The organism is Bradyrhizobium zhengyangense, assembly GCF_022012435.1.
Lineage (GTDB): Bacteria > Pseudomonadota > Alphaproteobacteria > Rhizobiales > Xanthobacteraceae > Bradyrhizobium > Bradyrhizobium zhengyangense.
Window position 1 is genome coordinate 596,034 of record NZ_JAKLUA010000001.1, and the last position, 21,957, is coordinate 617,990.

21 protein-coding genes and 1 tRNA gene are annotated in these 21,957 nt (G+C 63.6%); 8 read left to right on the top strand and 14 right to left on the bottom strand.

Features of this window, described 5'->3' with window-relative positions; all coding sequences use genetic code 11:
- Positions 1–62 precede the first annotated feature (62 nt).
- Together metC and L6637_RS02800 are read left to right on the top strand one after the other, a co-directional pair.
- Positions 63–1,247 carry a cystathionine beta-lyase gene (gene metC / locus L6637_RS02795; protein WP_237869063.1) on the top strand — a complete coding sequence of 395 codons (1,185 nt, stop codon included), beginning with the start codon at positions 63–65 and terminating at the stop codon, positions 1,245–1,247.
- 156 nt (positions 1,248–1,403) lie between these two features.
- Complete coding sequence (locus tag L6637_RS02800) at positions 1,404–3,092, top strand: Na/Pi cotransporter family protein (protein WP_237862494.1); 1,689 nt, start codon at positions 1,404–1,406, stop codon at positions 3,090–3,092.
- 9 nt (positions 3,093–3,101) lie between these two features.
- Here L6637_RS02800 and L6637_RS02805 read toward each other — a convergent pair whose 3' ends face one another.
- From L6637_RS02805 to L6637_RS02830, 6 genes are all read right to left on the bottom strand, one after another.
- Entirely contained in the window at positions 3,102–3,440 is a 339-nt protein-coding gene (locus L6637_RS02805; RefSeq protein ID WP_237862495.1) for a lipid-A-disaccharide synthase N-terminal domain-containing protein, read from the bottom strand.
- On the bottom strand, positions 3,437–4,171 hold the full coding sequence (locus tag L6637_RS02810; protein ID WP_237862496.1) for a glycosyltransferase family 2 protein: 735 nt from the start codon (positions 4,169–4,171) through the stop codon (positions 3,437–3,439). The genes L6637_RS02805 and L6637_RS02810 overlap by 4 nt, the downstream gene beginning before the upstream one ends.
- A 63-nt stretch (positions 4,172–4,234) precedes the next feature.
- Positions 4,235–5,080 carry a phosphatase PAP2 family protein gene (locus L6637_RS02815; RefSeq protein ID WP_237862497.1) on the bottom strand — a complete coding sequence of 282 codons (846 nt, stop codon included), beginning with the start codon at positions 5,078–5,080 and terminating at the stop codon, positions 4,235–4,237.
- Between the two features lies 1 nt (position 5,081).
- Positions 5,082–6,824, bottom strand: coding sequence for an ArnT family glycosyltransferase (locus L6637_RS02820; protein WP_237869064.1), 1,743 nt, complete (start codon positions 6,822–6,824; stop codon positions 5,082–5,084).
- Positions 6,825–6,874: 50 nt separating this feature from the next.
- Positions 6,875–9,082: a penicillin-binding protein 1C gene (gene pbpC / locus L6637_RS02825; protein WP_237869066.1), complete on the bottom strand. Its 2,208-nt coding sequence runs from the start codon at positions 9,080–9,082 to the stop codon at positions 6,875–6,877.
- A gap of 8 nt (positions 9,083–9,090) precedes the next feature.
- Entirely contained in the window at positions 9,091–14,298 is a 5,208-nt protein-coding gene (locus L6637_RS02830; RefSeq protein ID WP_237869068.1) for an alpha-2-macroglobulin family protein, read from the bottom strand.
- Between the two features lie 404 nt (positions 14,299–14,702).
- Here L6637_RS02830 and L6637_RS02835 point away from each other — a divergent pair.
- From L6637_RS02835 to L6637_RS02850, 4 genes are all read left to right on the top strand, one after another.
- A tRNA-Arg gene (locus L6637_RS02835) sits at positions 14,703–14,779 on the top strand.
- A gap of 392 nt (positions 14,780–15,171) precedes the next feature.
- Positions 15,172–15,459, top strand: a complete 288-nt coding sequence (locus L6637_RS02840; RefSeq protein ID WP_237869069.1) for a hypothetical protein — start codon at positions 15,172–15,174, stop codon at positions 15,457–15,459.
- On the top strand, positions 15,456–15,749 hold the full coding sequence (locus L6637_RS02845) for a hypothetical protein (protein WP_237869070.1): 294 nt from the start codon (positions 15,456–15,458) through the stop codon (positions 15,747–15,749). Before L6637_RS02840 ends, L6637_RS02845 begins: the two co-directional genes overlap by 4 nt.
- Complete coding sequence (locus L6637_RS02850) at positions 15,746–15,901, top strand: hypothetical protein (protein ID WP_237869071.1); 156 nt, start codon at positions 15,746–15,748, stop codon at positions 15,899–15,901. The genes L6637_RS02845 and L6637_RS02850 overlap by 4 nt, the downstream gene beginning before the upstream one ends.
- A gap of 542 nt (positions 15,902–16,443) precedes the next feature.
- Here the strand turns inward: L6637_RS02850 and L6637_RS02855 are convergent.
- Both L6637_RS02855 and L6637_RS02860 read right to left on the bottom strand, forming a co-directional pair.
- A complete protein-coding gene (locus L6637_RS02855; RefSeq protein WP_237869072.1) occupies positions 16,444–16,632 on the bottom strand; it encodes a hypothetical protein in 189 nt (62 codons plus the stop codon).
- Entirely contained in the window at positions 16,629–17,051 is a 423-nt protein-coding gene (locus L6637_RS02860; RefSeq protein ID WP_237869073.1) for a hypothetical protein, read from the bottom strand. Before L6637_RS02860 ends, L6637_RS02855 begins: the two co-directional genes overlap by 4 nt.
- 588 nt (positions 17,052–17,639) lie before the next feature.
- On the opposite strand from L6637_RS02860, the gene L6637_RS02865 reads away from it, so the two are divergent.
- Both L6637_RS02865 and L6637_RS02870 read left to right on the top strand, forming a co-directional pair.
- Positions 17,640–18,161, top strand: a complete 522-nt coding sequence (locus tag L6637_RS02865; RefSeq protein WP_237869074.1) for a phosphatidylinositol 4-kinase — start codon at positions 17,640–17,642, stop codon at positions 18,159–18,161.
- A 35-nt stretch (positions 18,162–18,196) separates the two neighbouring features.
- Complete coding sequence (locus tag L6637_RS02870) at positions 18,197–18,979, top strand: hypothetical protein (RefSeq protein ID WP_237869076.1); 783 nt, start codon at positions 18,197–18,199, stop codon at positions 18,977–18,979.
- 40 nt (positions 18,980–19,019) lie between these two features.
- Here L6637_RS02870 and L6637_RS02875 read toward each other — a convergent pair whose 3' ends face one another.
- The 6 genes from L6637_RS02875 to L6637_RS02900 all read right to left on the bottom strand — a co-directional run bounded on the left by L6637_RS02875 (position 19,020) and on the right by L6637_RS02900 (position 21,953).
- Entirely contained in the window at positions 19,020–20,390 is a 1,371-nt protein-coding gene (locus tag L6637_RS02875; RefSeq protein WP_237869078.1) for a terminase large subunit, read from the bottom strand.
- 200 nt (positions 20,391–20,590) lie between these two features.
- Positions 20,591–21,028, bottom strand: coding sequence for a DUF7694 domain-containing protein (locus tag L6637_RS02880; RefSeq protein WP_237869080.1), 438 nt, complete (start codon positions 21,026–21,028; stop codon positions 20,591–20,593).
- The gene (locus L6637_RS02885; protein WP_237869082.1) at positions 21,028–21,201 is read right to left on the bottom strand and encodes a hypothetical protein; all 174 of its coding nucleotides are present in this window, start codon (positions 21,199–21,201) and stop codon (positions 21,028–21,030) included. The genes L6637_RS02880 and L6637_RS02885 overlap by 1 nt, the downstream gene beginning before the upstream one ends.
- Positions 21,198–21,413 (bottom strand): hypothetical protein, encoded by a 216-nt coding sequence (locus tag L6637_RS02890; RefSeq protein ID WP_237869084.1) that lies wholly within the window; start codon positions 21,411–21,413, stop codon positions 21,198–21,200. Before L6637_RS02890 ends, L6637_RS02885 begins: the two co-directional genes overlap by 4 nt.
- Positions 21,400–21,693 carry a hypothetical protein gene (locus L6637_RS02895; protein WP_237869086.1) on the bottom strand — a complete coding sequence of 98 codons (294 nt, stop codon included), beginning with the start codon at positions 21,691–21,693 and terminating at the stop codon, positions 21,400–21,402. The genes L6637_RS02890 and L6637_RS02895 overlap by 14 nt, the downstream gene beginning before the upstream one ends.
- Entirely contained in the window at positions 21,690–21,953 is a 264-nt protein-coding gene (locus L6637_RS02900; RefSeq protein ID WP_237869088.1) for a hypothetical protein, read from the bottom strand. The genes L6637_RS02895 and L6637_RS02900 overlap by 4 nt, the downstream gene beginning before the upstream one ends.
- Between the last annotated feature and the right edge of the window lie 4 nt (positions 21,954–21,957).

The window sequence follows — 21,957 nt, forward strand, 5'->3', positions numbered from 1 at the left end:
CCCGGGGCCGCCCCGGCCGTGCGATCCGCGCCCGGCGGAAACGCTTTTTTGAAAGCAGACGCATGGATTCCTCGCACCCCCCAGAGCAGCACGCCGAAACCCGCCTGGTCACCTCCGGCCGCGACACCAAGGCTCAGAAGGGGTTCGTCAATCCGCCCGTGTTCCACGGCTCGACCGTGCTCTATCCGACCGCCGAGGACCTGCATGCCCATCGCGGCGAGTTCACCTATGGCCGCCATGGCACCCCGACCACGCGGGCGTTCCAGGACACGCTGATGGCACTTGAGGGACCGCAATGCGCTGGCGTCGGCATCGTGCCGTCGGGCTTGTCGGCGATCTCCACCACCCTGCTCTCGGTGCTGAAGACCGGCGACCACATCCTGGTCGTTGACAACATTTACCGGCCCTCGCGCAATTTCTGCAACGGCATGCTCGCCCGTTACGGCGTCGAGACCACTTACTTTGACCCGCTGATCGGCGCTGCCGTCGAGACGTTGTTCAAGCCCAATACCCGCGCTGTGCTGGTCGAGGCGCCGGGGTCGCAATCCTTCGAGATGCCTGATATCCGCGCCATCGCCGAGGTCGCGCATGCGCATGACGCTCTCGTCATCGACGACAACACTTGGGCGACGCCGCTCTATCACCGCTCGCTCGAACAGGGTGTCGACATCTCCATGCAGGCGGCCACCAAATATATCGGCGGCCATTCCGACATCATGTTCGGCACGATTTCGGCCAATGCCAGGGCCTGGCCGCAGATATCCGAAGGCATCCGCCTGCTCGGCGTCTGCGCCGGCCCCGATGACGTCTTCCTCGCGCTGCGCGGCTTGCGCACGCTGTCGGTGCGGCTGGCGCAGCATCATCGTTCAGGTCTGGAGATGGCGCGCTGGCTCGCATCGCGGCCCGAGGTCACGCGCGTGCTGCATCCGGGGCTCGAGACCGATCCGGGCCATGCGATCTGGAAGCGCGACTTCACCGGCGCTTCCGGCCTGTTCAGCATCGTGCTGAAGCCGGCGCCGCAAAAGGCGGTCGACACCATGCTCAACACGCTCAAGCTGTTCGGCATGGGCTTTTCTTGGGGCGGCTTCGAAAGCCTTGCGATTCCCTTCGACTGCGACGCCTACCGCACCGCGACCAAATGGGCGCCGGGCGGCCCGACGCTCCGCCTCCACATCGGCCTCGAGAGCGTCGACGACCTCAAAGCCGATCTCGATCGCGGCTTCGCTGCCCTCAAAGCGGCCATGTGAGCCTACTCACGCGGCATCCCGCCTGCGGACGCGCCAATGCGCGCCGCGGGAACGTGCATGAATACCGGACGTTAACGCCGTCGCGCCAACAGGGGGTTGATCCCCCGACGTTTGGCGTTAGCCTGACCCCTTCGACTCTAAGTCCGGACACGGAGAATGGGTACGTTGGTCCTGCTAGATCTGATGGGTGGCGTGGCGCTGCTGCTGTGGGGCCTGCATATGGTCCACAGCGGGATTTTGCGTGCGTTCGGTCCTGACCTCAGGCATCTGCTCGGCAAGGCCCTCGGCAACCGCTTCAGCGCCTTCGCCGCCGGCCTCGGCCTCACCGCGCTACTCCAGAGCAGCACGGCAACAGCCCTGCTCACCAGCTCGTTCGCCGCCGAAGGGCTGCTGAGCCTTGTCGCTGCGCTTGCCATCATGCTCGGGGCCAATGTCGGCACGACCCTGATCGTGCAGGTGCTGTCGTTCAACATCGCCGCCGTCGCACCCGTGCTGTTCGTGCTCGGCCTCGTCGCCTTCCGCTCCGGCCCGCGCTCGCGGATCAAGGATATCGGCCGCGTCTGCATCGGCCTCGGCTTGATGCTGCTGTCGCTGCATATCCTGCTCGACACGCTGGCGCCTGCGGAGAACGCGCCCGGCATGCGGGTCGTGATGACGGCGATCACGGGCGATCCCGTCCTGTGCATCGTGATCGCCGCCCTCCTCACCTGGCTGGTGCATTCGAGCGTCGCCAGCGTGCTGCTGATCATGTCGCTGGCCTATTCGCAGTTCATCACGCCGTATGCGGCTCTCGCTTTGGTTCTCGGCGCCAATCTCGGCAGCGCCATCAATCCCGTGTTCGAAGGCGCAAAGCGCGACGATCCCGCAAGCTACCGGCTGCCGGTCGGCAATCTCGTCAATCGCGTGGTCGGCATCGCCCTGGTCCTGCCGTTCCTGCACACGATCGCGGATCACATGCATGCCTGGCAGCCGGATCTCGCCCGGATGACGGCCGCCTTCCATATCGCCTTCAATGTCGGCACGGCCATCCTTTTCGTCGGCCTGCTCGATACCATGTCACGTCTGCTGACCCGGCTACTGCCGGATCGCGTAGAGGAAACCGATCCGGCCCGCCCGCGCTATCTCGATGAGACCGCGCTGGAGACGCCGTCCCTGGCGCTCGCGGACGCCGCACGCGAGACGCTCCGCATGGGCGATCTGGTCGAAACCATGCTGCGCAAGGTGATGGCCGCGATGATGACCGGCGACCGTTCGCTGGTCGACCAGGTCTCGAAGACGGACAACATCGTCGACAGCCTCGACGAGGCCATCAAGCTCTACGTCACCAAGCTGACCCGCGGCAGCCTCGACGAAAGCGAGGGCCGGCGTGCGATGGAGATCATCTCTTTCGCCATCAACCTCGAACATATCGGCGACATCATCGATAAGAATCTGAGCGAGCTCGCCACCAAGAAGATCAAGCGCCGTTTCCAGTTCTCGTCCGAGGGCGCGGACGAGCTCGCCGCCTTCCACAAGCGCACGATGGATTCGCTGCGGATCGCCTTCGGCGTGTTCATGTCAGGCGATGCCAACGAGGCCCGCAAGCTGCTGGTGGAGAAGACGGCACTGAAAAACACCGAGCTCGCCGCCGTCGAGCGCCATCTCGACCGCCTGCGCGAAGGTCGCCCCGAGACGATCGAGACCACATCGCTGCATCTGGACGTGTTGCGCGATCTGCGCCGCATCCATTCGCATATCTGCTCGGTCGCCTATCCCGTGCTGGATGCGGCCGGCGAGCCCTATCGCCGCTCCGAGGCGGAGACATCAGCCCTGCCCGCCTCAGGCGCGACGGCGCTGCCGCGCTAGGGCCAGGAATCAGCGCTCCAGCGTCTTCGACGAGCGGCCGCGGTTCTTGATGATCAGCATGATGTTGCGGACATAAATGATCGTCGCCAGCGCCTGCCCGAGGATGATGACGGGCTCACGCTTGACGACGCCGTAGACCAGCGTCATCAGGCCGCCGCCCATCGAGCAGAACCAGAACGCCATCGGCACCACGCTGTTGCCGGCCCGCTCGCTCGCGATCCATTGCACCAGGAAACGCGCGGTGAAGAACAGCTGCGCGACCAGGCCGAACGCCAGCCAGAAATCGAACTTGGCGACGAAGACGTCGTACAGATAATTGCTGAGGGCCTGGCCGTATTGGATGATCATGCGTTCACCTCAGTCACTTCAGGCGTCGGCTTCTTGCGGCGGATCAGCCACCACACGCCGGCGAGATCCATGATCCCGATCCAAAGCCGGTCGAAGAAGCCGTAATTGGACACGCCGGAATGGCGCGGCCGGTCGATCACGTCGACATAGGCGATATCGAATCCTTCGCGGCGCATCAGCGCCGGCAGGAAACGATGCAGCCCGTCGAAATAAGGCATCATCAGGAAGACCTCGCGACGGAACGCCTTCAGGCCGCAGCCAGTGTCGCGCGTGCCGTCCTTGAGGATCGCATTGCGGACCTTGTTGGCCACCCGCGACTGGAATTTCTTGAAGCCGGTGTCCTTGCGCCCAACGCGCTGTCCGGCGGCAAGGCCGACATTGACACCCTTCTCGACCGCCGCGATCAGATCCGGCAGGAAGGCCGGATTGTTCTGGCCGTCACCATCGAGCGTCGCCACGATCGTGCCGCGCGCCGCGCGCACGCCGCTGCGAACCGCGGCCGACTGGCCGGCGGATTTTGCGTGACGAAGCTGCCGCAGATTGCCGCGCTGCTTCATCATCGCCGCAAGCCGGTCGCCGGTCGCATCGGTCGAGCCGTCGTTGACATAGATGATCTCATAGGCCCAGCGGCCGTCGAGCGCGGCCGTGATCTCCTCGATCAGGGGCGCAATGTTGTCGGCTTCGTTGCGCACGGGGACAACGATGGAAACCGAAGGCTGGGACGACGACAAATCGAAAGCTCGTGGTTGGATTGGCCCGCCCCCGGGAACCCTTGGCCCGGGAAGCAGCCGCTTTTATGGGGCGGATGGGCTGCGGGCAACCCTTTTGAGGCGTCCTGGAAGCGGTCCTGGAAGTGGCACGATGGTGCCATCGGCGCGGATGGCAAAGCCGAGCCTGCGGGCGGCAAACCAGTAGCGCACGGCCATGGCGCCGACCATGCCGACCAGAGCCCCGGCCGTGACGTCGCTCGGGTGATGCGCCAGCAGTACCAGCCGCGTCAGCACGATCACGACCGCGTAAGTGAACATGAACACGCGCAGGCGCGGCCAGAGCGCCGCGACCGCAAAGGCCAGAGCGAACGCCGTCACTGCATGCCCCGACGGCAGGCTGGCATAAGCTCCCGTGCCTTCGAGCGGTATGAAGTTGAACGGATCGGCCTTGCCGCCGACGAACGGACGCCCGCGGCCGATGAGATATTTCAGAATCTCGGCGACGAACACCGACAGGGCAACAGACAGAAACAGATATTGCAGCCTCGTGCCGAAGCCGAGCAGCAGCGCACGGCGAGTGCCGTGCATCCCGGCCGCAACGAGCGCCACGATCACCAGCGCCGCGCCCAGCACCGAGAGCACGTTCTCATCCTTGCCGAAATCGGTGAGGATGCGGATCGGCCATAGCCAGGCCGTGCCGCGCGCCGGCATCAGCTGGATCTCGGTCCGATCGAACGCGAGCATCAGCACGATGATCAGGGCTGCCCCTGCCGCGCTCAGCCACAGCGAATGCCGCGCCAATTTTCGCGCAGCCGCGGCACGGCGCGAATGCGACGGCGAGCGCACCAATTGCGCCAGTGCATGGCCAACGACCGTGAACAACTGCACGGGATAGCTTGCACGCGGCGCAATGGTGGTACTGCCTGGCATCCTACTCGGTGCCCTCGGAACGGAAGATCGAGATCGAAATTGCGCGCCCTTGCGAGAAATTATAGCCGTCGATGCGCGCCCCGACCTTGTAGCGCAGCCCGATGGCCTCGGCGCGCTGCACGAAGCTGCGCTCCGAGCGTTGCTCGACCAGCGCAAACCGACAACTTCCCTGCCTGAGGAAATCGGCAGCGCCTGAGCCGTCGGTCAACAGCGTCTGGGTGCCGGTCAGGAAGACAAGGCTTGGCTCGGCATAGCCGGCCGAGGCCGCCCGCGGGCCGACGCAGGTCACGTTGCGCAAAGCGCGCGCGACCTCGATGCTCGGAAACAGCGGCGTCAATGACGGCAGCACAATGCCATAGACCACGACAGCCAGCATGAGCGCTGCGACCAGCGCGTTGAGCACCGAGCGCTCGGCGCGATTGGTGTCGAACAGCCACCAGGCGAACAGGCCGAAGATCAGCGAGGCCGCGATGAACGGCCAGGCCACGAAGGCCGGCTGCCGCGTCAGCATGACGGCGCCGACCACCGCGATGATCGAACCGCCCGCGGGAATTACGAACCACCAGGCCGAGCCGCGCGCCAGCCAGGAGCGCGACAGCACGTTCCGCTCCAGCGCGCCGACGGTGAGGATCGCAATCGCGGGATAGAGCGGCAGCACGTAATGCGGCAACTTGGTCAGCACGGCCTCGAATACGATCCAGGACGGGACCAGCCAGGCCAGCAAGAATTGCGCGCCGGGCTCACGCCGCGCCCGCCACACGGCCGGCGCCGCCATCGCCGCGAGCGGCGCACCGGGCCAGAAGGTAATCCAGAACAGCGCCAAATAGACGCCGGGCGGCGCGCCATGGGATTCCTGCGCGCCGATCTTGCTCAGCATGTCGCCGCCGACCGAGTCCGCAAAAAACGCATCGCCGGCGCGCCAGAAGATCGCGACGAACCAGGGCAGCACCAGCACCAGCATCCACATCAGGCCCCAAACGGGGCGCAAGCGCCACAGCCAGGAGGCATCGCGGTCCTGGATCGCGAGCGCGACGATGGTGAGCCCGGCGAACATCAGGATCAGCGGGCCCTTGATCAGGATGCCGGCCGCGAGCGCGGTCCAGAAGATCGCGGGCCAGCTCCAGGGCGGATGTGTCTCGTCCTCGGCGCGCTGCCAGGACAGATAGGCGCGCGACATCGCACCCATTGCCGCGACCACCGAGAACAGCAGCACGGCGTCGGTCTTGGCCAGGCGCGCCTCGACTCCGAGCAGAACGGAGGCGGCCAACAGGAGCGCGGCAAGCACCGCCGCGCGCCGCGTGACGAAGCCCAGCGCCGTCCAATAGGTCATCAGCACCGCGCCGATCGCCCCGATCAACGAGGGCAGCCGATAGACCCAGATGCGCAATTCGGCCTTGGGCAGCTTCAGCGCCGTCGCCGCTTCGACGGCCGCCGATTGCAACCAGTAGATGCCGACCGGCTTCTTGTAGCGAACGTCCTCCTGGAAGCGAATGTCCACATAGTCGCGGCTTTCGACCATCTGCTTGGTGGCCTGCGCGAACCGTGCCTCATCGCGGTCAACGGGCGGGATGGTGAAAAATCCCGGCAGGAACAGCAGCAGCGCGCACAGCACCAGGAAGCCCACCGCACGGGCGTGGCTGGCAGTGACGACATCGAGCATCAGCACGAGCCGACTGCCCGGATTCACGGGCGTTTTCGGCTCTCGCGGCGCTCCAAATCGGGGAGTCGGATAGGTCTCGGCCATTGGTTCCGCTTACGCTGAAACCGCCATCGCCACAACCGCTTGAGCCGCTCTCATTGAATTCGAATGACGACTGTGTCCGCGGCGCCCGTGGCGTCGATCACCGTCAGCCGTGCAAAGCCCGGGCCGGGCGGATCGATCAGGCGCTGGCGGCGTCCGTCGATCTCGCCGCGCGCCGCACCGTTGACCATGACAGTCATCGGCAGCACCCCGCCGGCGACCTTGACGGGCATGGCAGCAGCGTCAGTGCCGCCTGAGCGATCCACATCGATCCGGGAGCCGTTGAGCGGGAACTGGATGTGGAGCGCCTGCTCGCCGCCGGTCCGGACGAGTTCCCCCACGGGGCGGAACCGCTTCAGCGGCAATGGCAACTTCGCGTTGCTGGCAAGCAGGGTGCCCTTCGGCGGCTTGGGCAGAGGGGTCAGCGTCTTTCCGGTCCGTGCGAAGGCATCGAACAGGATGGGCGCGGCGGCAACGCGGCCGATAAGTCCGGGAACCGGCGCGCCATCGGGGCGGCCGACCCAGACGCCGATGGTCATGCGGCCATCGAAGCCGACCGACCAGGCATCGCGATAGCCATAGGAGGTGCCTGTCTTGAAGGCGATGCGGTTATGAGCCGCGTTCTCCGGCGGCGGGGTTCCCAGCAGCACATTGCCGACCTGCCAGGCCGCCACCGGGTCCAAGAGCCGCAGCGCCTCGCGATCATCCGTGGCGGCCATGATCTCGCGCAATGGCCTGGTGGTGCCGAGCCGGGCGAACCCTGCATAAAGCTGCGCCAGATCCTGGAGCGTGACACCAACGCCGCCGAGGCCCATCGCGAGCCCCGGCGCCTCGTCCTTGGGCAGAACCAGATTGCCGCCGGCCTGGCGGAGCCGCGAGGCCAGCCGGCTCGAGCCGACGCGGTCGAGCAGCACGATCGCTGGCACGTTCAACGAGAGTTGCAACGCCTTCTTCACCGGCACCGTGCCCTGGAACGTCATGTCGAAATTTTCAGGCGCGTAGGAGCCGAAGCGCACCGGGCGGTCGTCGATCAGGCTATCCGGATGAACAAAGCCGTCTTCAAAGGCGAGACCGTAGATGAAGGGTTTCAGCGTCGAGCCCGGCGAGCGGATGGCGCGGGTCATGTCGACCTGCCCTGCCCGACTCTCGTCGAAATAATCCGCTGAACCGACACGCGCGAGCACGTCGCCGCTCTCATTGTCGACCACGATGATGCCGACCGAGATGTTCGGTCCCAGCGCAACGGCGCGGTCGCGCGCCAGCGGCTCCAGCACCTTCTGCAGATTTGAGTCCAGCGTCAGCTTGATAACCGGCGCATCCTTGACCGTTGCCAGCGCGCTGTCGGAGGCGTGCGGCGCCAGGATCGGCATCGGCTTGCGCAGCGTTGGCACGGGCACGGCCTTGGCCTGCTTGGCATCGTCGATGCCGACCACATGCTCTTCGACCATGCGGTCGAGCACGCGATCCCGCGCGATGCGCGCGGCTTCCGGAAAACGGTCGAGACGACGTGTTTCCGGCGATTGCGGCAGCGCCACCAGCAGCGCAGCTTCCGCCAGCGACAGCCGCTTCGGCTCCTTGCCGAGATAGGCGATCGATGCGGCACGGATGCCTTCGAGATTGCCGCCATAGGGCGCAAGCGCGAGGTAGAGGTCGAGGATCTCGTCCTTGCTCATCGTCCGCTCCAGCTCGATCGCGCGGACGATCTGGTGCAGCTTTGCATAGAGCGAGCGCTGCCGCCGCGGCTCCATCAGCCGCGCCAGCTGCATCGAGATGGTCGAGCCGCCCGACACGATGTGGCCGCGCGTGGTCAGCTGCACCGCAGCCCGGCCCAGCGCCAGCGGATCGATGCCGTCATGGGCATAGAAGCGCTGGTCTTCATAGGCGAACAGCAGCTTCAGGTAAGTCGGATCGACATTGGCCTTGGCATCGACGGGCAGGCGCCACCGCCCGTCCGCCATCGCATAGGCGCGCAACAGCTTGCCGTTGCGATCGACAACGGTGGTCGAGACGCGGCGCGCTTCGTCGAGCGGCAGCGGGCCGAGGGAATAGACCCAGCCGACGAAGCCGATGAGGGCGAGGATGAAGGCGAGCGCGGCGATCGAGAAGAGACGACGGCCGTGCCCTACGGCTCGGCCGTCGTTCCGGGATGGTCCGAAGGACCAGACCCGGAACCTCGAGATTCTCAGGCGCGCAATCGCGCGCCTTAGTTCGGTGCTGCGCACCGCCCCGGAATGACGAGAAACGCGATCAGCCTCGCTCATCTCACTACTCACTTCGCCGCCCGCACCTCGACTGTACCCGTTCCGGTGCGGCCGTAACGCGAGGGGTTGTACATGTCCTCGACATAGGCCTGCGGCAATACGTATTTGCCTGGTGAGACCACGCGCACGACATAGGCGACGGTGAAGACTGCCTTGGAGTCCGAGGCCCGGTCGACGGCCGCGGTGAAGCGGTCGTCGCGGAATTCGGTGTCTTCAGGCTCCTCACCATCCTCGATCCAGTCCAGCGTGCCGCTGTCGCCCGACGAGACCAGCTTCGGGTTGTCGATCTCGAGACCCGCCGGCAGATAGTCGGACACCATGATGTGGCCGTATTCGGGCTTGGCTTCCGTAATCTTCAACACCACGGCAAAGCGATCGTTCTGCTTGACCTTGCTGATGTCGGCCGGCTTGCCGTCAAGCGTGAAGTAGTTCCGCTCGATCTTGAAGCCGTTCGACGCGGCCGGCTCCGGCGTCACCGGCGAGCCGGAGACCGAGATCACCGCCTGCACCGGCGCATCGCCGGTGTTGGTGATCTTCAGCGGCTTGCCGCTCAGCATCTCGGCCTTGTAGCTGCGGTAGAGCGCAGTCTTGATCGGCTGACCGTCGACCTCGATTGAGAGGTTTTCCTTGGCCAGCGCGCGCGCCGCCAGCACCAACCACGCATTCTCCTGCGTGGAGGTGTAGGGCGTCAGCCCGCGCGCGGTCTCGACCCGCGCAACAGCCTGCGTCAGCGTCGCCTTCGGCGCATTGCCTTCGCTGGCGAGCGAGACCAGCGCGGCGGCATCACGGAGTTGCGAGCCGTAATCGCTGCGGCCGAACTCCAGCACCGGCTTTGGCGCGAGGCTGTCGAGCGCTGCACCATAGACCCGCTCGGCGCGGTTGCGGTCGCCAACCAAGGCGAGCGCCGCCGCGAGCTGAGACTTGGCGATCGGCGTCGCCAGATTGTTCAGCTTGGTGTCGGCGAGATAGCGGAGGTCGCCGATGGGAGCAGCGCCGTTGCGGGCGAGCACGTAGAGGCCGTAGGCGAGATCGCGGCCGCCGTCCTTCTCCGGCTCGTTGCCGTTGACGACGGAGTTTCTGATGCGATCAAGCGCATTCTTGAACAGGACATCAGGCACCACAAAGCCCTTTTCGCGGGCGCGGGTGAGGAAGTCGGTCACGTACGCATCGAGCCAGGCGTCATCGCCGCCGGCCGACCACAGGCCGAACGAGCCGTTGGAGCCCTGGCGCGCCAGCAGCCGCTCGATGGCGTCGCGGATGCGCTGATCGACCTCGGTATCCATGGCCAGATGTGCGCCGGCCGCGAGGTCGTTGACGTAGAGCAACGGCATCGCGCGGCTCGTGATCTGCTCCGAGCAGCCATAGGGATAGCGGTCGAGCGCTTTCAGGATGGTCGCCGCATCGAGCGCGGTGGACAGGCTCGCCGAGACCGAGACGCTGCCGGTGCCCGGCACCAGGTCGGAGAACATGTCCGAGGTCAGCGTCAGGCTCTCGCCCTTCGCCAGCGTCCGGATCGAACGCCGCGCCAGCACTTGCGTCGCCGCCTTGACGTCGAGCGCGTAGTGGCGCGCGAGCGTGAGGCCATTCGGCCCCTTGATGTCGACATCGAGCGTCGCCTGCCCGGCCGCGGTCGCATCGACCGCCAGCGCGAACGAATTGCGCTGCTTGGCGGCGAGCTTGACGGTGGTTGCGGGGTTACCGGTCATCTTCACCGGGCCGCCGGTCTTGACGTTGATGACGTAATCGCCGGCCTGGCCTTCGACATTGTCGATCTCGAGATTGACAGTGCCGTGGTCGCCATTGAGCAGGAAGCGCGGCAAGGTCGTGGTCAGCACCACGGGGTCGCGGATCACGACATCGGTGTTGGCGCGGCCGAGCTTGGTCGCGGTCCACGCCACCGCCATGACGCGCGCGGTGCCGGCGAACTCCGGAATGTCGAAGCTGACTTCCGCGGTGCCGTCGGCGCCGACGGTGACGATGCCGGAATAGAGCGCCAGCGGCTTCTGCGCGGGCGGTGAGCCCTGCAGTTCAGCCGCACCTGCGTCGCCGCCGGATTTGATCTGGCCGCGCGTGCCGGACATGCCGTCGATCAGCTGCCCATAGAGATCACGGATCTCCGCAGTCAACTGGCGCTGGCCGAGATAATAATCATCCGGCGCCGGCGGCTTGTAATTGGTGAGGTTGAGAATGCCGACGTCGACCGCGGCGATGACGATCTTGGCGTCTTCGCCGGGGTTGAGCCCGTCGAGCTTGACGGGGATCTTCAGCATCGAATTCGGCCGGATTAGATCCGGCGGCGACAGCTTCACAGCAAGCGTGCGGGCCTGCTTGTCGATCCCGAACCATTTCAGGCCGATCGCGCGGCCCGGCATACGCTGCGCAGCCGCATCGAGCGGACGGCGCAGCGTTGCCACAACATAGGCACCGGTGCCCCAATCCTTGCCGACCGGGAGCTTGACCTGCGCGGTGCCTTCCTTGACGTCGACGGTCTGCGTCGTCAGCAGGCGGTCGCCGACCACGTTGACGGTGAGCTTGCCGGCGGAGCGGACGTTGACCGACACGGTCATGGTGTCGCCGGACGCGTATTGCGGTTTGTCGATCGAGGTCTCCAGCAAATCAGGCGTGTCGGCGCTGCCATCGGAATACCAGCCGACGTCGAACTGCACCGAGGTCACCGGGCCGTCAGCGTCATTCGACTTGACGTCCAGCCGGTAGCGGCCGGGGCGTGGCGCCAGCGAGATGCGGGTCGGCTTGTCTGCCGCAATCGTCACGTCACCATCGGCGACGCGCGAGGTCGACTTGACCGGCTCGTACTCCCAGTAATTGTTCTGGCGGTACCACTGATAGCGCGACTCCATCTTCAGGAGCTCGTAGCGCAGGCCGTCGCGGGGAAGCGTCTTGCCTTCCGGTGAGACGAATACGACGTCGAACTCGGCCTTGTCGCCTTCCGCGACGTTCTTGTCGCCGAACAGCGGCTTGACGCCGATCAGCGCGGTCGCCGGCGCGACCGGCAGCACCAGTTTGCGCTCGACGGCGCGGCCGCCGGTCTCGACCATGCGGATGAAGATCTGCGCCTCTTGCGGACGCGTCGAGGACGGCTGCTTGTCAAGCGTCACCGGGAAGGTCGCAACGCCATTGGCGTCGGCCTCGGGCAGGTTCTCCAATGGTGTGCGCTCGTTCGACGTGGTCTGCTCGTCATCGACGCCGAACTGGTAGCCGGCAAAGCCGGGCCGCCCAGCCGCCGCGGGCGCAATCAGCATGTCGCCCTCGAGGCTGAGGCCGGAGGCCGGCGCGCCATAGAGGAAATGACCGTCCGCCTTAAGCTCCACAGGAGCGTTAGCTTTGATCAGCTTGTCCTTGGCGGACAAGTCGAATTCGATCCTGTCGGGCACGTAGTCCTCGACCATGAAGGTGGTCTCGCCGACCGACGAGCCCTTCGGATCGGTGAAGGCGCGCACCCGCCATGTCCCGGTCGGAACGGCCGAATTGAGCGGCACGGCAAGCGTGCGGCCGCCGGCGCCTTGGTCCGCCAGCACGGCGCGGCGGAATTCGACGCCATCGGGACGCTCGATCACCAGGGTCAGCGGTCCGCCGTTGACGGCATTGCCCTGCCCGTCGCGCAGCAGCGCGGTGAGATAGACGGTCTCGCTCGAGCGATAGACGCCGCGCTCGGCGTAGACGAAGGCGTCGGCGCCCGCAGGCACGGCGCGGCCCGCAACGCCGCGGTCGGACAGATCAAAGGCCGAGGTCTTCAGGCTCAGGAAGGCGTAGTCCGCCTTCTCGCCTGTCACCGTCAACATCGCCGGCGACAGGCCGCCCTCGCCCCGCGCGAGGCCCGCCTCGAACAGTACGTGACCGGCATCATCGGTCTTGCGCGTCGCCAAAATCTCGTTGTTGCGGGCGACCAGCCGCACCTCGGCTTTGCCGACCGGATCAGTCGAGGCCAGCGAATTGACGAAGACATGGATGCCGTCATTGCCTGAGTAGGCCGCGACGCCGAGATCGGACACGATGAACCATTGGGTGGCGAGCTGATAATCATCGTCGCTGCCCGGACCCTTGGCCGCCGCCGTCATCACATAGACGCCGGGCTGCAGCTCACCCAGCGCCTCGTCGACCGGGAATGCGGTGGTGACGTCCTGGTTCAGCGTCATCGCGGTCGCAAGCTCGCCGGACCAGACCTTGACGCCGCGCTCGTCACCGAGATCGCCGAGCTGGTACTTCGACAACGTCTTCTGGAAGTCGCTGTCGACCACCGTGTTGATCAGGTTGCGATCGCCGATCCGGAAAACATTAATGTTCACGGCAGGCGTGTTGACGCTGACCACGGGAATGCCGCGCTGGCCGGTGCGCGGCAGCACATAGGCGCGGCTGGTGAAGCGCACGAACGGCTTGCGGTCGCGCACATAGATGTTGAATTCGGCCGATTTCGGCAGGCCTTCCTTGACGGTCGATGGCAGGCCGGCGCGCAGATTGATGTTGTAGCGCTCGCCATGCTTCAGCCCGTCAACGCAGAGCTGCTTGCCCTCGGCCGACAGCGCCGGCTTGTCCTGACCTGCGAGCGCCAGAAACGGCGCGAAATCGGTGCGCTTGGCGAGTTCTTCCGAGAACTGGAAGCAGGCGCGCGGGCTCGCCGAATCCGAGTCCACGGTATAATCGAGCAAGCGGAAGCCGTGCTCGTCGCGCAGCTTTTCATATTGGCCGCGGACATCGGCGACCTCGCGCATGTCCAGCGACAGCCGCAATGCGTCGAGCGCTGGGCGAAACAGGTGCCGTTCGGCGAGCGACCTGCCGAGCACGGCGAGCGCATCGGCTTCCTCACCCTGATTGCCGGCGCGCATGTAGGCGATGTAGGCGGCGGTCGAGGCGCGCTCCCAGAGGAACGTCTGCTCGCTCGAACTCTTCGGCGTGATCTGGAAGATGACCTTTGCAAGCCGCAGCCAGTTGCCGGCGTCATCAGGCGTGGTGGCGGCAATCTGGCCGAGGACCGAGAGCCCGGTGCGGTAATCGTTGCGCCTGAATGCGGCGTCGGCGTCGGTCTTCAGCGTCGCGTTGGTCTTGGCGACCGCCCCCGCTTCACTCTTGATCTGCGCCTCGAGCTTGATCGCGGAATCGGCGAGATCGTCACGCTTGAATGCCTTGTCTGCTGCCTGCGCAGCGCAAAGGCCAAACGCCAGCACGGCGCAGAGAGCGACGGCGCGAACCAGACCAATCATGAAAGGACTCCCGGAAATCGCGGACGAGCGCCGCGGCGGCGATAATGTGTGCGGAAAGGTGACGGACTCATGGCGATGGAACCAAAGGTGCAAAACGTCGCATTCGCCATGGCAAGGCACGCCCAAAGGAGACCGATCGAGATACCGCCGCGCACGCCGTCCTGAGGCGCAGGCAACACCTGAAACAGTCGACCGGCGACCGTGTCCCGGAAGCTGGCCAGCGTTGCCGGCGACGTAATCCGTCGTCCAGTCCGCTGCCGCTCAACCCGGCACCCTGACACTCCGCCGTTCCGGTTTGTCGCTGCATTGAGGAAAACGGTTCGGTTCAGGCTTGGCGAAAGACCAGATTTTTCATATTGCCATGATATATGAACAGCCGGCCCCCAAACCGGGCTGGCCGGAACGGTCCCGTAGCTCAACTGGATAGAGCATCAGATTTCTACTCTGAGGGTTGCAGGTTCGATTCCTGCCGGGATCGCCAGCCTTTCATTCCTCAAATCAACAACTTGGCCAAGTATCGGCTTCGTTCTATCGGTCAAACCGTGTTGCGCGGCGTTCCTTGGCGCTGACAGCAAATTCAACGCGTTACCAGACACTACAAGTCACTCCGCGCAACACGGCCGCAACACCGGCTTTCGCGATATGTTCACCGGAGGCAGATCATGATCTGCCTTTGGATCACGGGTGGAGTTCTCGTGCTGCTCGCGACTGCGCTGCTCGCCCTGCTAGCGATCATCATGAAGGCGCAGCAGTACGATACCGGAATCGAATAGCTGGGTTCTCCACACCCACGACGGGCTGTAGCTCGAGCTCGTTCCGAGCCGCTAGGAATCGACAATTTGACTCTTGCCGGCCGCGCGCTTCGATGGCTGCATGCCTCGCCCTGTCCGCCGCCACACGCCAACGCACGCCGACGGCCGGCCGCTCAAGATCACCTTCGGCGAGATGCGCGAAATGGGCCTGCGCGGCGTCCTGGTCTACTGCCACTGCGGGCATCACGTCGCCTTGGACGCTGATCGGTGGCATGACAGTATGCGGCTGTCGGATCTCGAGCCGCGCTTCGTCTGCCAGGCTTGCGGATATCGCGGTGCTGACGTTCGGCCCGACTTCGAGCGCGGCAAGCCGCAGATGGCGGTGATGGGGTATCGAAACACGAGATGAGCAAGGGCTGGGGGCGGCCTTTCGAGGAGCCGATCGAGGTGACCGGCCGCTCGCTGGCGACGTTGCGTGACGCAGGCGAGTACATCGCCGCGCTGCCGAAGAAGGAGCACGATGCGGCAGAGTGGCGGGCCGCGATGGAGGCTTTGCTCCTGGTGGTCGAGCGCGGCGGCCCGACGATGCTTGCCCGCATCGGTGTCGTGCGAGCGCTGAACCGTCACTATGTCCCGGAGTTAAACCCCAAGGGCAAAGAACCACATTGGGGTCGGCGCAAGCTGAAGAGGGATCAATGACCGTCTTCGTCTATGTGAACACCGCCAAGCAGGTCGGCGACGTCGATCACATCAAGGTCTTCGCCACGGTCGAGGCCGCAGAGATCTGGTTCGAGGAAAACGATCCCGAGGGCGTGGCGTTCGAATACGACGTGATAGGCCCGCCAGCGTAGCCGGCCGCGCCGTAGTAAGCCGGCATAAAACACCTGCACTAGAGGAAATGAGCGGAACAAGATCACGACCTTGACTGTTTATTTCCAGTAATTCCCGAGAGGAGGCTGCTTGTGAAGAGATACATTCTGGCATTTGCCGCGTTAGTAGCCCTCACTGCGGGCGACATCTCTACGGCCCAGGCGCAGAGTTTTGAGATTGGCCCTGGTGGCGTTTATGTCGGTCGCGATCGGTACGATGGTTATCACCGGGGGCGCTACCGCGGTGCCTACAACAGATATGAAGGCGGCACTATGAGTTGTGGCCAGTGGCGTCAGCAATGCGCCGAAAATTGGGGTCCGAATGGTTTTGGCGCCTGCATGCAACGACGCGAAGTGGCTATAGCGTGCGGGCGCTATTAGCGCTGCACTGCGACCTTCAGTGATCCGGTGCCACCCGAGCTGAGGCCCGCCAGCGTGAACCAGCGGGCCTTTGTGTCGTCAGCGGCGGCGCTCTAGTCGCCATCGTGCGAGCCGTAGCCGATAGAGCGTGAGCAAGAGACAGATCAGGCGCATTCGTTGCCCCCGATCAGCGCTACTACCGGCGCCGGCTTCTGCATTGGCTCGCCTTCAGCCAGGAAGTCCGTCACGAGCTGAGTTGCCAGCCGTAGCACGGCTAGGGCGTCTTCGGTCTTTTCCGGAAGTTGGCTTGCCAACATCACGGCATGGCGGCGGTGCCAGCTCTCTACTTTCATGCCATCACCGTGTGTTGCCAGTCTTGCCAGCCGACCTGCTCCAGCAAGCCGTCATGGTCGCCTATGCCGCTTTCCGCAGGATCGCTCTCAAGGTCCCTTCGGCCGCCAGCAGCCCAATGGGTCTGATCGCCGCCCGCCATCGACGGATCAACGCTGCCAAGGGATGGCTCTGCTAGACCGTCATCCTCTGCCGGGTCATCGTCCTCCAGCTCGCTGTCGTCGCCCTCGTCCTCGGGCTCGAGCTCCATGTGGTTCTCGGTAGAGTCGAGAAACCGGATAAGCCGGTCAATCTCGTCTCTGGCCTCCTTGCGGAGTCTGCCGATGGCCTGGAAGATCTGCTCGGGGGGAATGTCGGTCTTCACGTAGACCGCACCAGCGGACTCGCCACGGGGCGGGAACATGGGTCTTTCGATGGTCATGGGGTTGGCGCTTTCGGTTTGGCTTCTCACAGCCGATACCCGGAAACGGACCGGGCAGCCGGGGGGTGAGAACCTGCCGAAAGACAGGTCGTCGCGCTTTTAAGCCTCGCGGCTCTGGACATGGCGCAACGCCCCCGGCATAAAGCCAGAACGGCGCGCCCGCCAAGGCGCTCCATAGCGCCTAGACAGCCCGCCAAGGCTGTTGCGCTTTCGGCAGCCATCGACGCCAATCGACGGCCAGCCTATTTCGGTCCGGGTTCTCACACCCACGGACAACCTGCACCTGATTTGGTTATTTTTCAATGAGCACCCCAAAGGGGCTCGGCCTATTTCTACCCGTAGCAGTTGCGGAATCGCGTCTCTCCCGCCATCATCGCATCAACAGGTGGGGGAACGATGCCGGCCGCTAAATACAGAGTGCTCGCCGTCGGGCCTCAAATCGCAAACACGGCAACCGCCCCGGTTTTCGTAAGCATTGCCGGCGTCGGGAAAGCAGCACTGCCAAATCAGCCGTACATCGTTGCGAACGAGTTGGTGTGCTCCAGCATTGCCAGAGCGTTGCTGCTACCCTGTCCACCAGGTGCTCTCATGGAGAGCGGAAACACCACATATTTCTTCTCTCTGGACTTCAATTTAGCGGGACAGGCACTCCCCCCAGTTTCGCCAGCTGCCATCGTCCAGAGCTTTCCGGAACTGGCCTGGGGCATCATCGTTTTCGACGCATTCGTGATGAACGGTGACCGGCACAACCAAAATATTGCGCATGATGCTACCACTAACCGCGTACAGATCTTTGATCACAGTCATGCTTTCCTAACGCCAGGGGGCGATATTGATCAGACGCTAGCGGCACGAAGTGGTAGTTTGGCACTTGGAGGCCACTGCTTGGCCGGAGAAATCGATACGAAAGCCGGTCTTGCTACATGGCTGGAACGACTGAAACAAATTCCTGATTACTTCATCGAAGGCACCATAGAAGCTGCGTGCAGCTGCGGGATTCCATTCGAGAAAAAAGACGCTATATCAGCATTTATGAAAACCAGGCGAGACAATCTCGGTCAGCTTTTCAGCGCGAACATGGCAAGCTTTCCGAAGGCACCGGCACAATGACAAAATATTGGATAGCAAAATACGTCGAGGATCCCATGCGAAACGAACCCCGGAACGTGGGGGTTTTCGTTGAGCACGGCGGCAGACACGTTGCTCGTTTTATCGGAGAACGAGAAGACGGAACGCTGGATGCTCGGCGGCTTGGAAATAAGTTTGCTTTTCCCAATGTATACACACAATGGCGTACGTACTGGCGCCGCGAAATGCTGTCGGGCATAGAGTCACTCGCAAAGGCTAAGACAGCGAACTATTTCGTTGAACACGGGGGGGAGATCCACGAGACGGAAGGTGATTCAGCAGACGAGATCTGCACGTTCATCTTCAATTTAGTGGTAGGAGGCGGCGTACTGGAAGCGTATCAGTGGGGTTCGGATGAAGACGGGAACGTCGCCTTGGCTTCTGAGATCACGGCCACGCTCGATCAGCTGCAATTGCTAGCCAACGACCGCGAATTATTCACTAGGCACCCGATCGTGAAAGAAAGGCCAGTGTCTGGTCAGCATGTGACGCACACGCCCGCTTTTTCACAGCGCAACGGTAAGCTCTACGTGTTTGATCATATCGATCTCAACGGATCGCGTCCGACCAAGATCAAAGAACGTGCAGGCCTGCTAGGCTACATGTTTTCCGACATTCGAGCAGCCGAGCACGACGCGGTAGCCTATTCTTTGGTTAGACCGCCGCTCGAAAACGCCTCTGATGCTATCGATTATGCGAAGAAGGTTCTTGGAAGCGAGTCCTCTGTCGTGAATTGGACCGATGAACGTGCAAGGAGCGCGTTCTTGGAGGAGCGTCGTAGAGTAGCTGACGCAGCGTAGCCGCTCGCCCATCTGGCAGGCCCCAGCAAACGATCAATCATCACCGCCAGCCCACATCCGAGTACTCAATCACCCGGTTGAAGTTGGTATTCACCACCACGGGCGCCCCTCCAGGCTCGCTGAAGCACAGCGCCACCGCATCTCCCTCGTCAGGGCTCGGCATTCCCCGTTTCTTCATCTCGTCCTTGCTCTCGAGCACCAGTCGGCCGTCGCTCATATACCGGTAGCCAGGGCCGCAAATGTCGGTTTGCAAGCTGTCGCTGTCCGGCAGCGAGAAGCCGGGGCCTTCCAGGGCTGATTTCAGGTGCGACCACATCTCAGCCCGGCGGTTGGCGGGGCCGCCAGAGGCCTTTCCGGTGTCGTCCAAAGACGGGGGCTCGATCGGCTTTGAGCCGAAGTTGATCGCGTTCAGCTTGCCGCTGCCGAATGAGCCACCATAGCCTTGCTCCACGAGGCGGTCATAGATGCCGGCGCCGAGCCCGCCCACATCGATATTCACCTTGGCCGGCTCTTCCTCCCTGATGATCTTTGCCACCCAGCCGGCGACCTGCATGGTGTCCAGGCCGTGCCGCTTCTCCACCTTCTCGATACCGCTGCCGCGACGCCAGGCGATGGCCGTGCTGTCAGCGCCGAACCGGGCAGGATCGACGCCAATGATCAGCGGTCCCGTTCCCTTGTGCTCGTTCTTGCGAGCCCGCAGCACCAGATCATGCGGAATGAAGCTGTCAAAGCTGGAGGCCAAGAAGGCCTCATCGGGCGTCAGCGGATACTCGCGTTTGAAATAGTTGATGTCGCCCTTGTCCGCGATCTTGCAGCGGCGCCAATAGATCTGCTCGGCGTCGAGGTTGTGGAGCTCGGCAAGCCGCTTTTCCTCCGCCGTCATTGCGAAATCGTCGGGGACGGTTTTCCGGTAGGTCGGATCTTCCGACCAAGGCAGGAAGACCGCGAGGAAGCTGTTTTCGCCGGCCAGGGCCTTGCACCAGAACTGGTGAAACTCATCACCGAACTGGTTGCCGGTCGTTTCCACGATGATCTCAGTGTCTGGCAGATCCGGCACGGTCTCCATCAACGCCGCAAGCTGTTCCTTCAGGTTCACCCAGAAGGCCGCCTCGGAGGCGTGGAGCGCCTGTGCGGTTGACGATCGACCGGCGCCGTCCTCGGTCGCGACCGAGACCAAATAGCCGCTATCGATGCTGCTGAATTTCAGTTCCTCGGCATTCGAGGCGCCCGTTACGGGCCGCATATCCTCTGGCATCAGGTCATGCATGCGCTTGACCAGGCCAAACAGGTTGCGGACGGCCGGCTTCTCATGGGCCACAATAGCCGTCAGGAAACCCGGATTGCGAATGGTCTTGTGATAGTAGCGTCCGGCAACGTAGGTACTGACGCCTTCCTGACGGGCTTTGAGCACTACAATGCGGACCATACCGGTCTTGGCGCGCTGCTCCTCGATGATTGCATGCAGCTTCCGTTGAACCGGGTTGAACTTGAACGGGACAATGCCGCCAGCTTTGGGGCGGATCTTTAGATGCTGCTCGGCGAAATACTCGAGGTCGCCATCGAGTCGCTCGACATGATCGAGGGCGCCGCTGATCGAGTCCGTCCAGTGTGTCACTGAGACGCCCTCGCAAAATAATCAGCGACCATCGCGTCTACCCACGGCTTCGCCTCTTCAGGCCCGACGCCAACAATTCCGACCAAGCCCGCAGGGGGCGCCGGCATCACGGCGTGCTTGGGCTTCCAGAGATGTAGGCAATAGCGGTGCATCTTGACATACTGAGAGAGCGGCGGGTGGTACTGCACCACGCATTCCTCTTCATCCCAGAACAGATCCTTGATGAAACACATCTCCAGCCAATTCGGCGACCGGCGGCGCTCCGTGGCAACAGAGACCTGTTCCCAGCCGCTTTCCTCGCCGTCGTAGGAAATAACTCGCAACGTGCAGCCGCATGGCCCCTGGATGAGAAACCGCCCATTGCGCCCTTCATCTGAGCCGAAGTGGTTGGCGACGCGGGCAAGCTCGACCTGTTTAGGGAAGACCGCTTTCATCAGTGCAGCTCGTGGCCTTCGTGCGACAAGTTGGTTTCGAAATCGATGAGCGCCAGACAAGCTTCTCGCACCGAAACGCCCATCTGCTCGGCAACACGTTCGGCAATGCGACGCCGCTCCGCCACGATTGCCCGCACTTCGGGATCGTTTATGCCGTCCAGCAATCCCATCATGCGCGTTCCAAATGCTCGGCCGCCTTCTCGCCATGGAGGACGTACATGGCTTGCGCACACGGGCAGCCACGGGCGCGAAGCTCGATGTCACGGCGGATCGACGGCACCGGGACCACGTTACCGGTTTCGGCTGCAATCTCGGCGGCGTGCTTGTCGATGACCGCGTTGCACTCCTCGCGGATCTGCTTGATCCGATCGTCAAGCGGCAACATCTTTGGCCTCAGCATTCTTTTCCTCTAAGATCGTTAGTTTCGCTTTGCAGACATCCAACTCGGCTTGCACTTCAGCCACACGCTTGCGCGCATCAGCCGCCTCGTTCATCGCCCGCAAGACCCTTCGATCCCGCTCCTTCTCCCGCTCGGAATAATAGAGCCGCAGGGCATGCGGAAGCTGCAAAAACATCAGCTTTTCTTGCTTGCCCCACGAATGCGGCGGCACGATCATATCGTCCACCTTGGCAAGCAGTAGTGCCTCCAGAACGGGGCTCGTCACCGGCCAGCCTTCAATAGCTTCTGATGCGTGTCCTTGAGGCGGCCGATCAGCTCGGCCCGCTCTGCGGCCTTGCGCATGTCCTCAAACGCGATTTCGCCGCCATTGCTGTCTTCAGCATGCAGCACGTCGAGGATTGCCACGCGGTTCTCCCGATTGTGGAGGATGAAGCCGTTCGCGAAATCGTCATCACCGATTGGCTGCCCCGCGTAGTTCTCCGAAAGGAACTTCGCGCGCTCTAGCAGGGTTCGTTTGTCTTCCATCTGA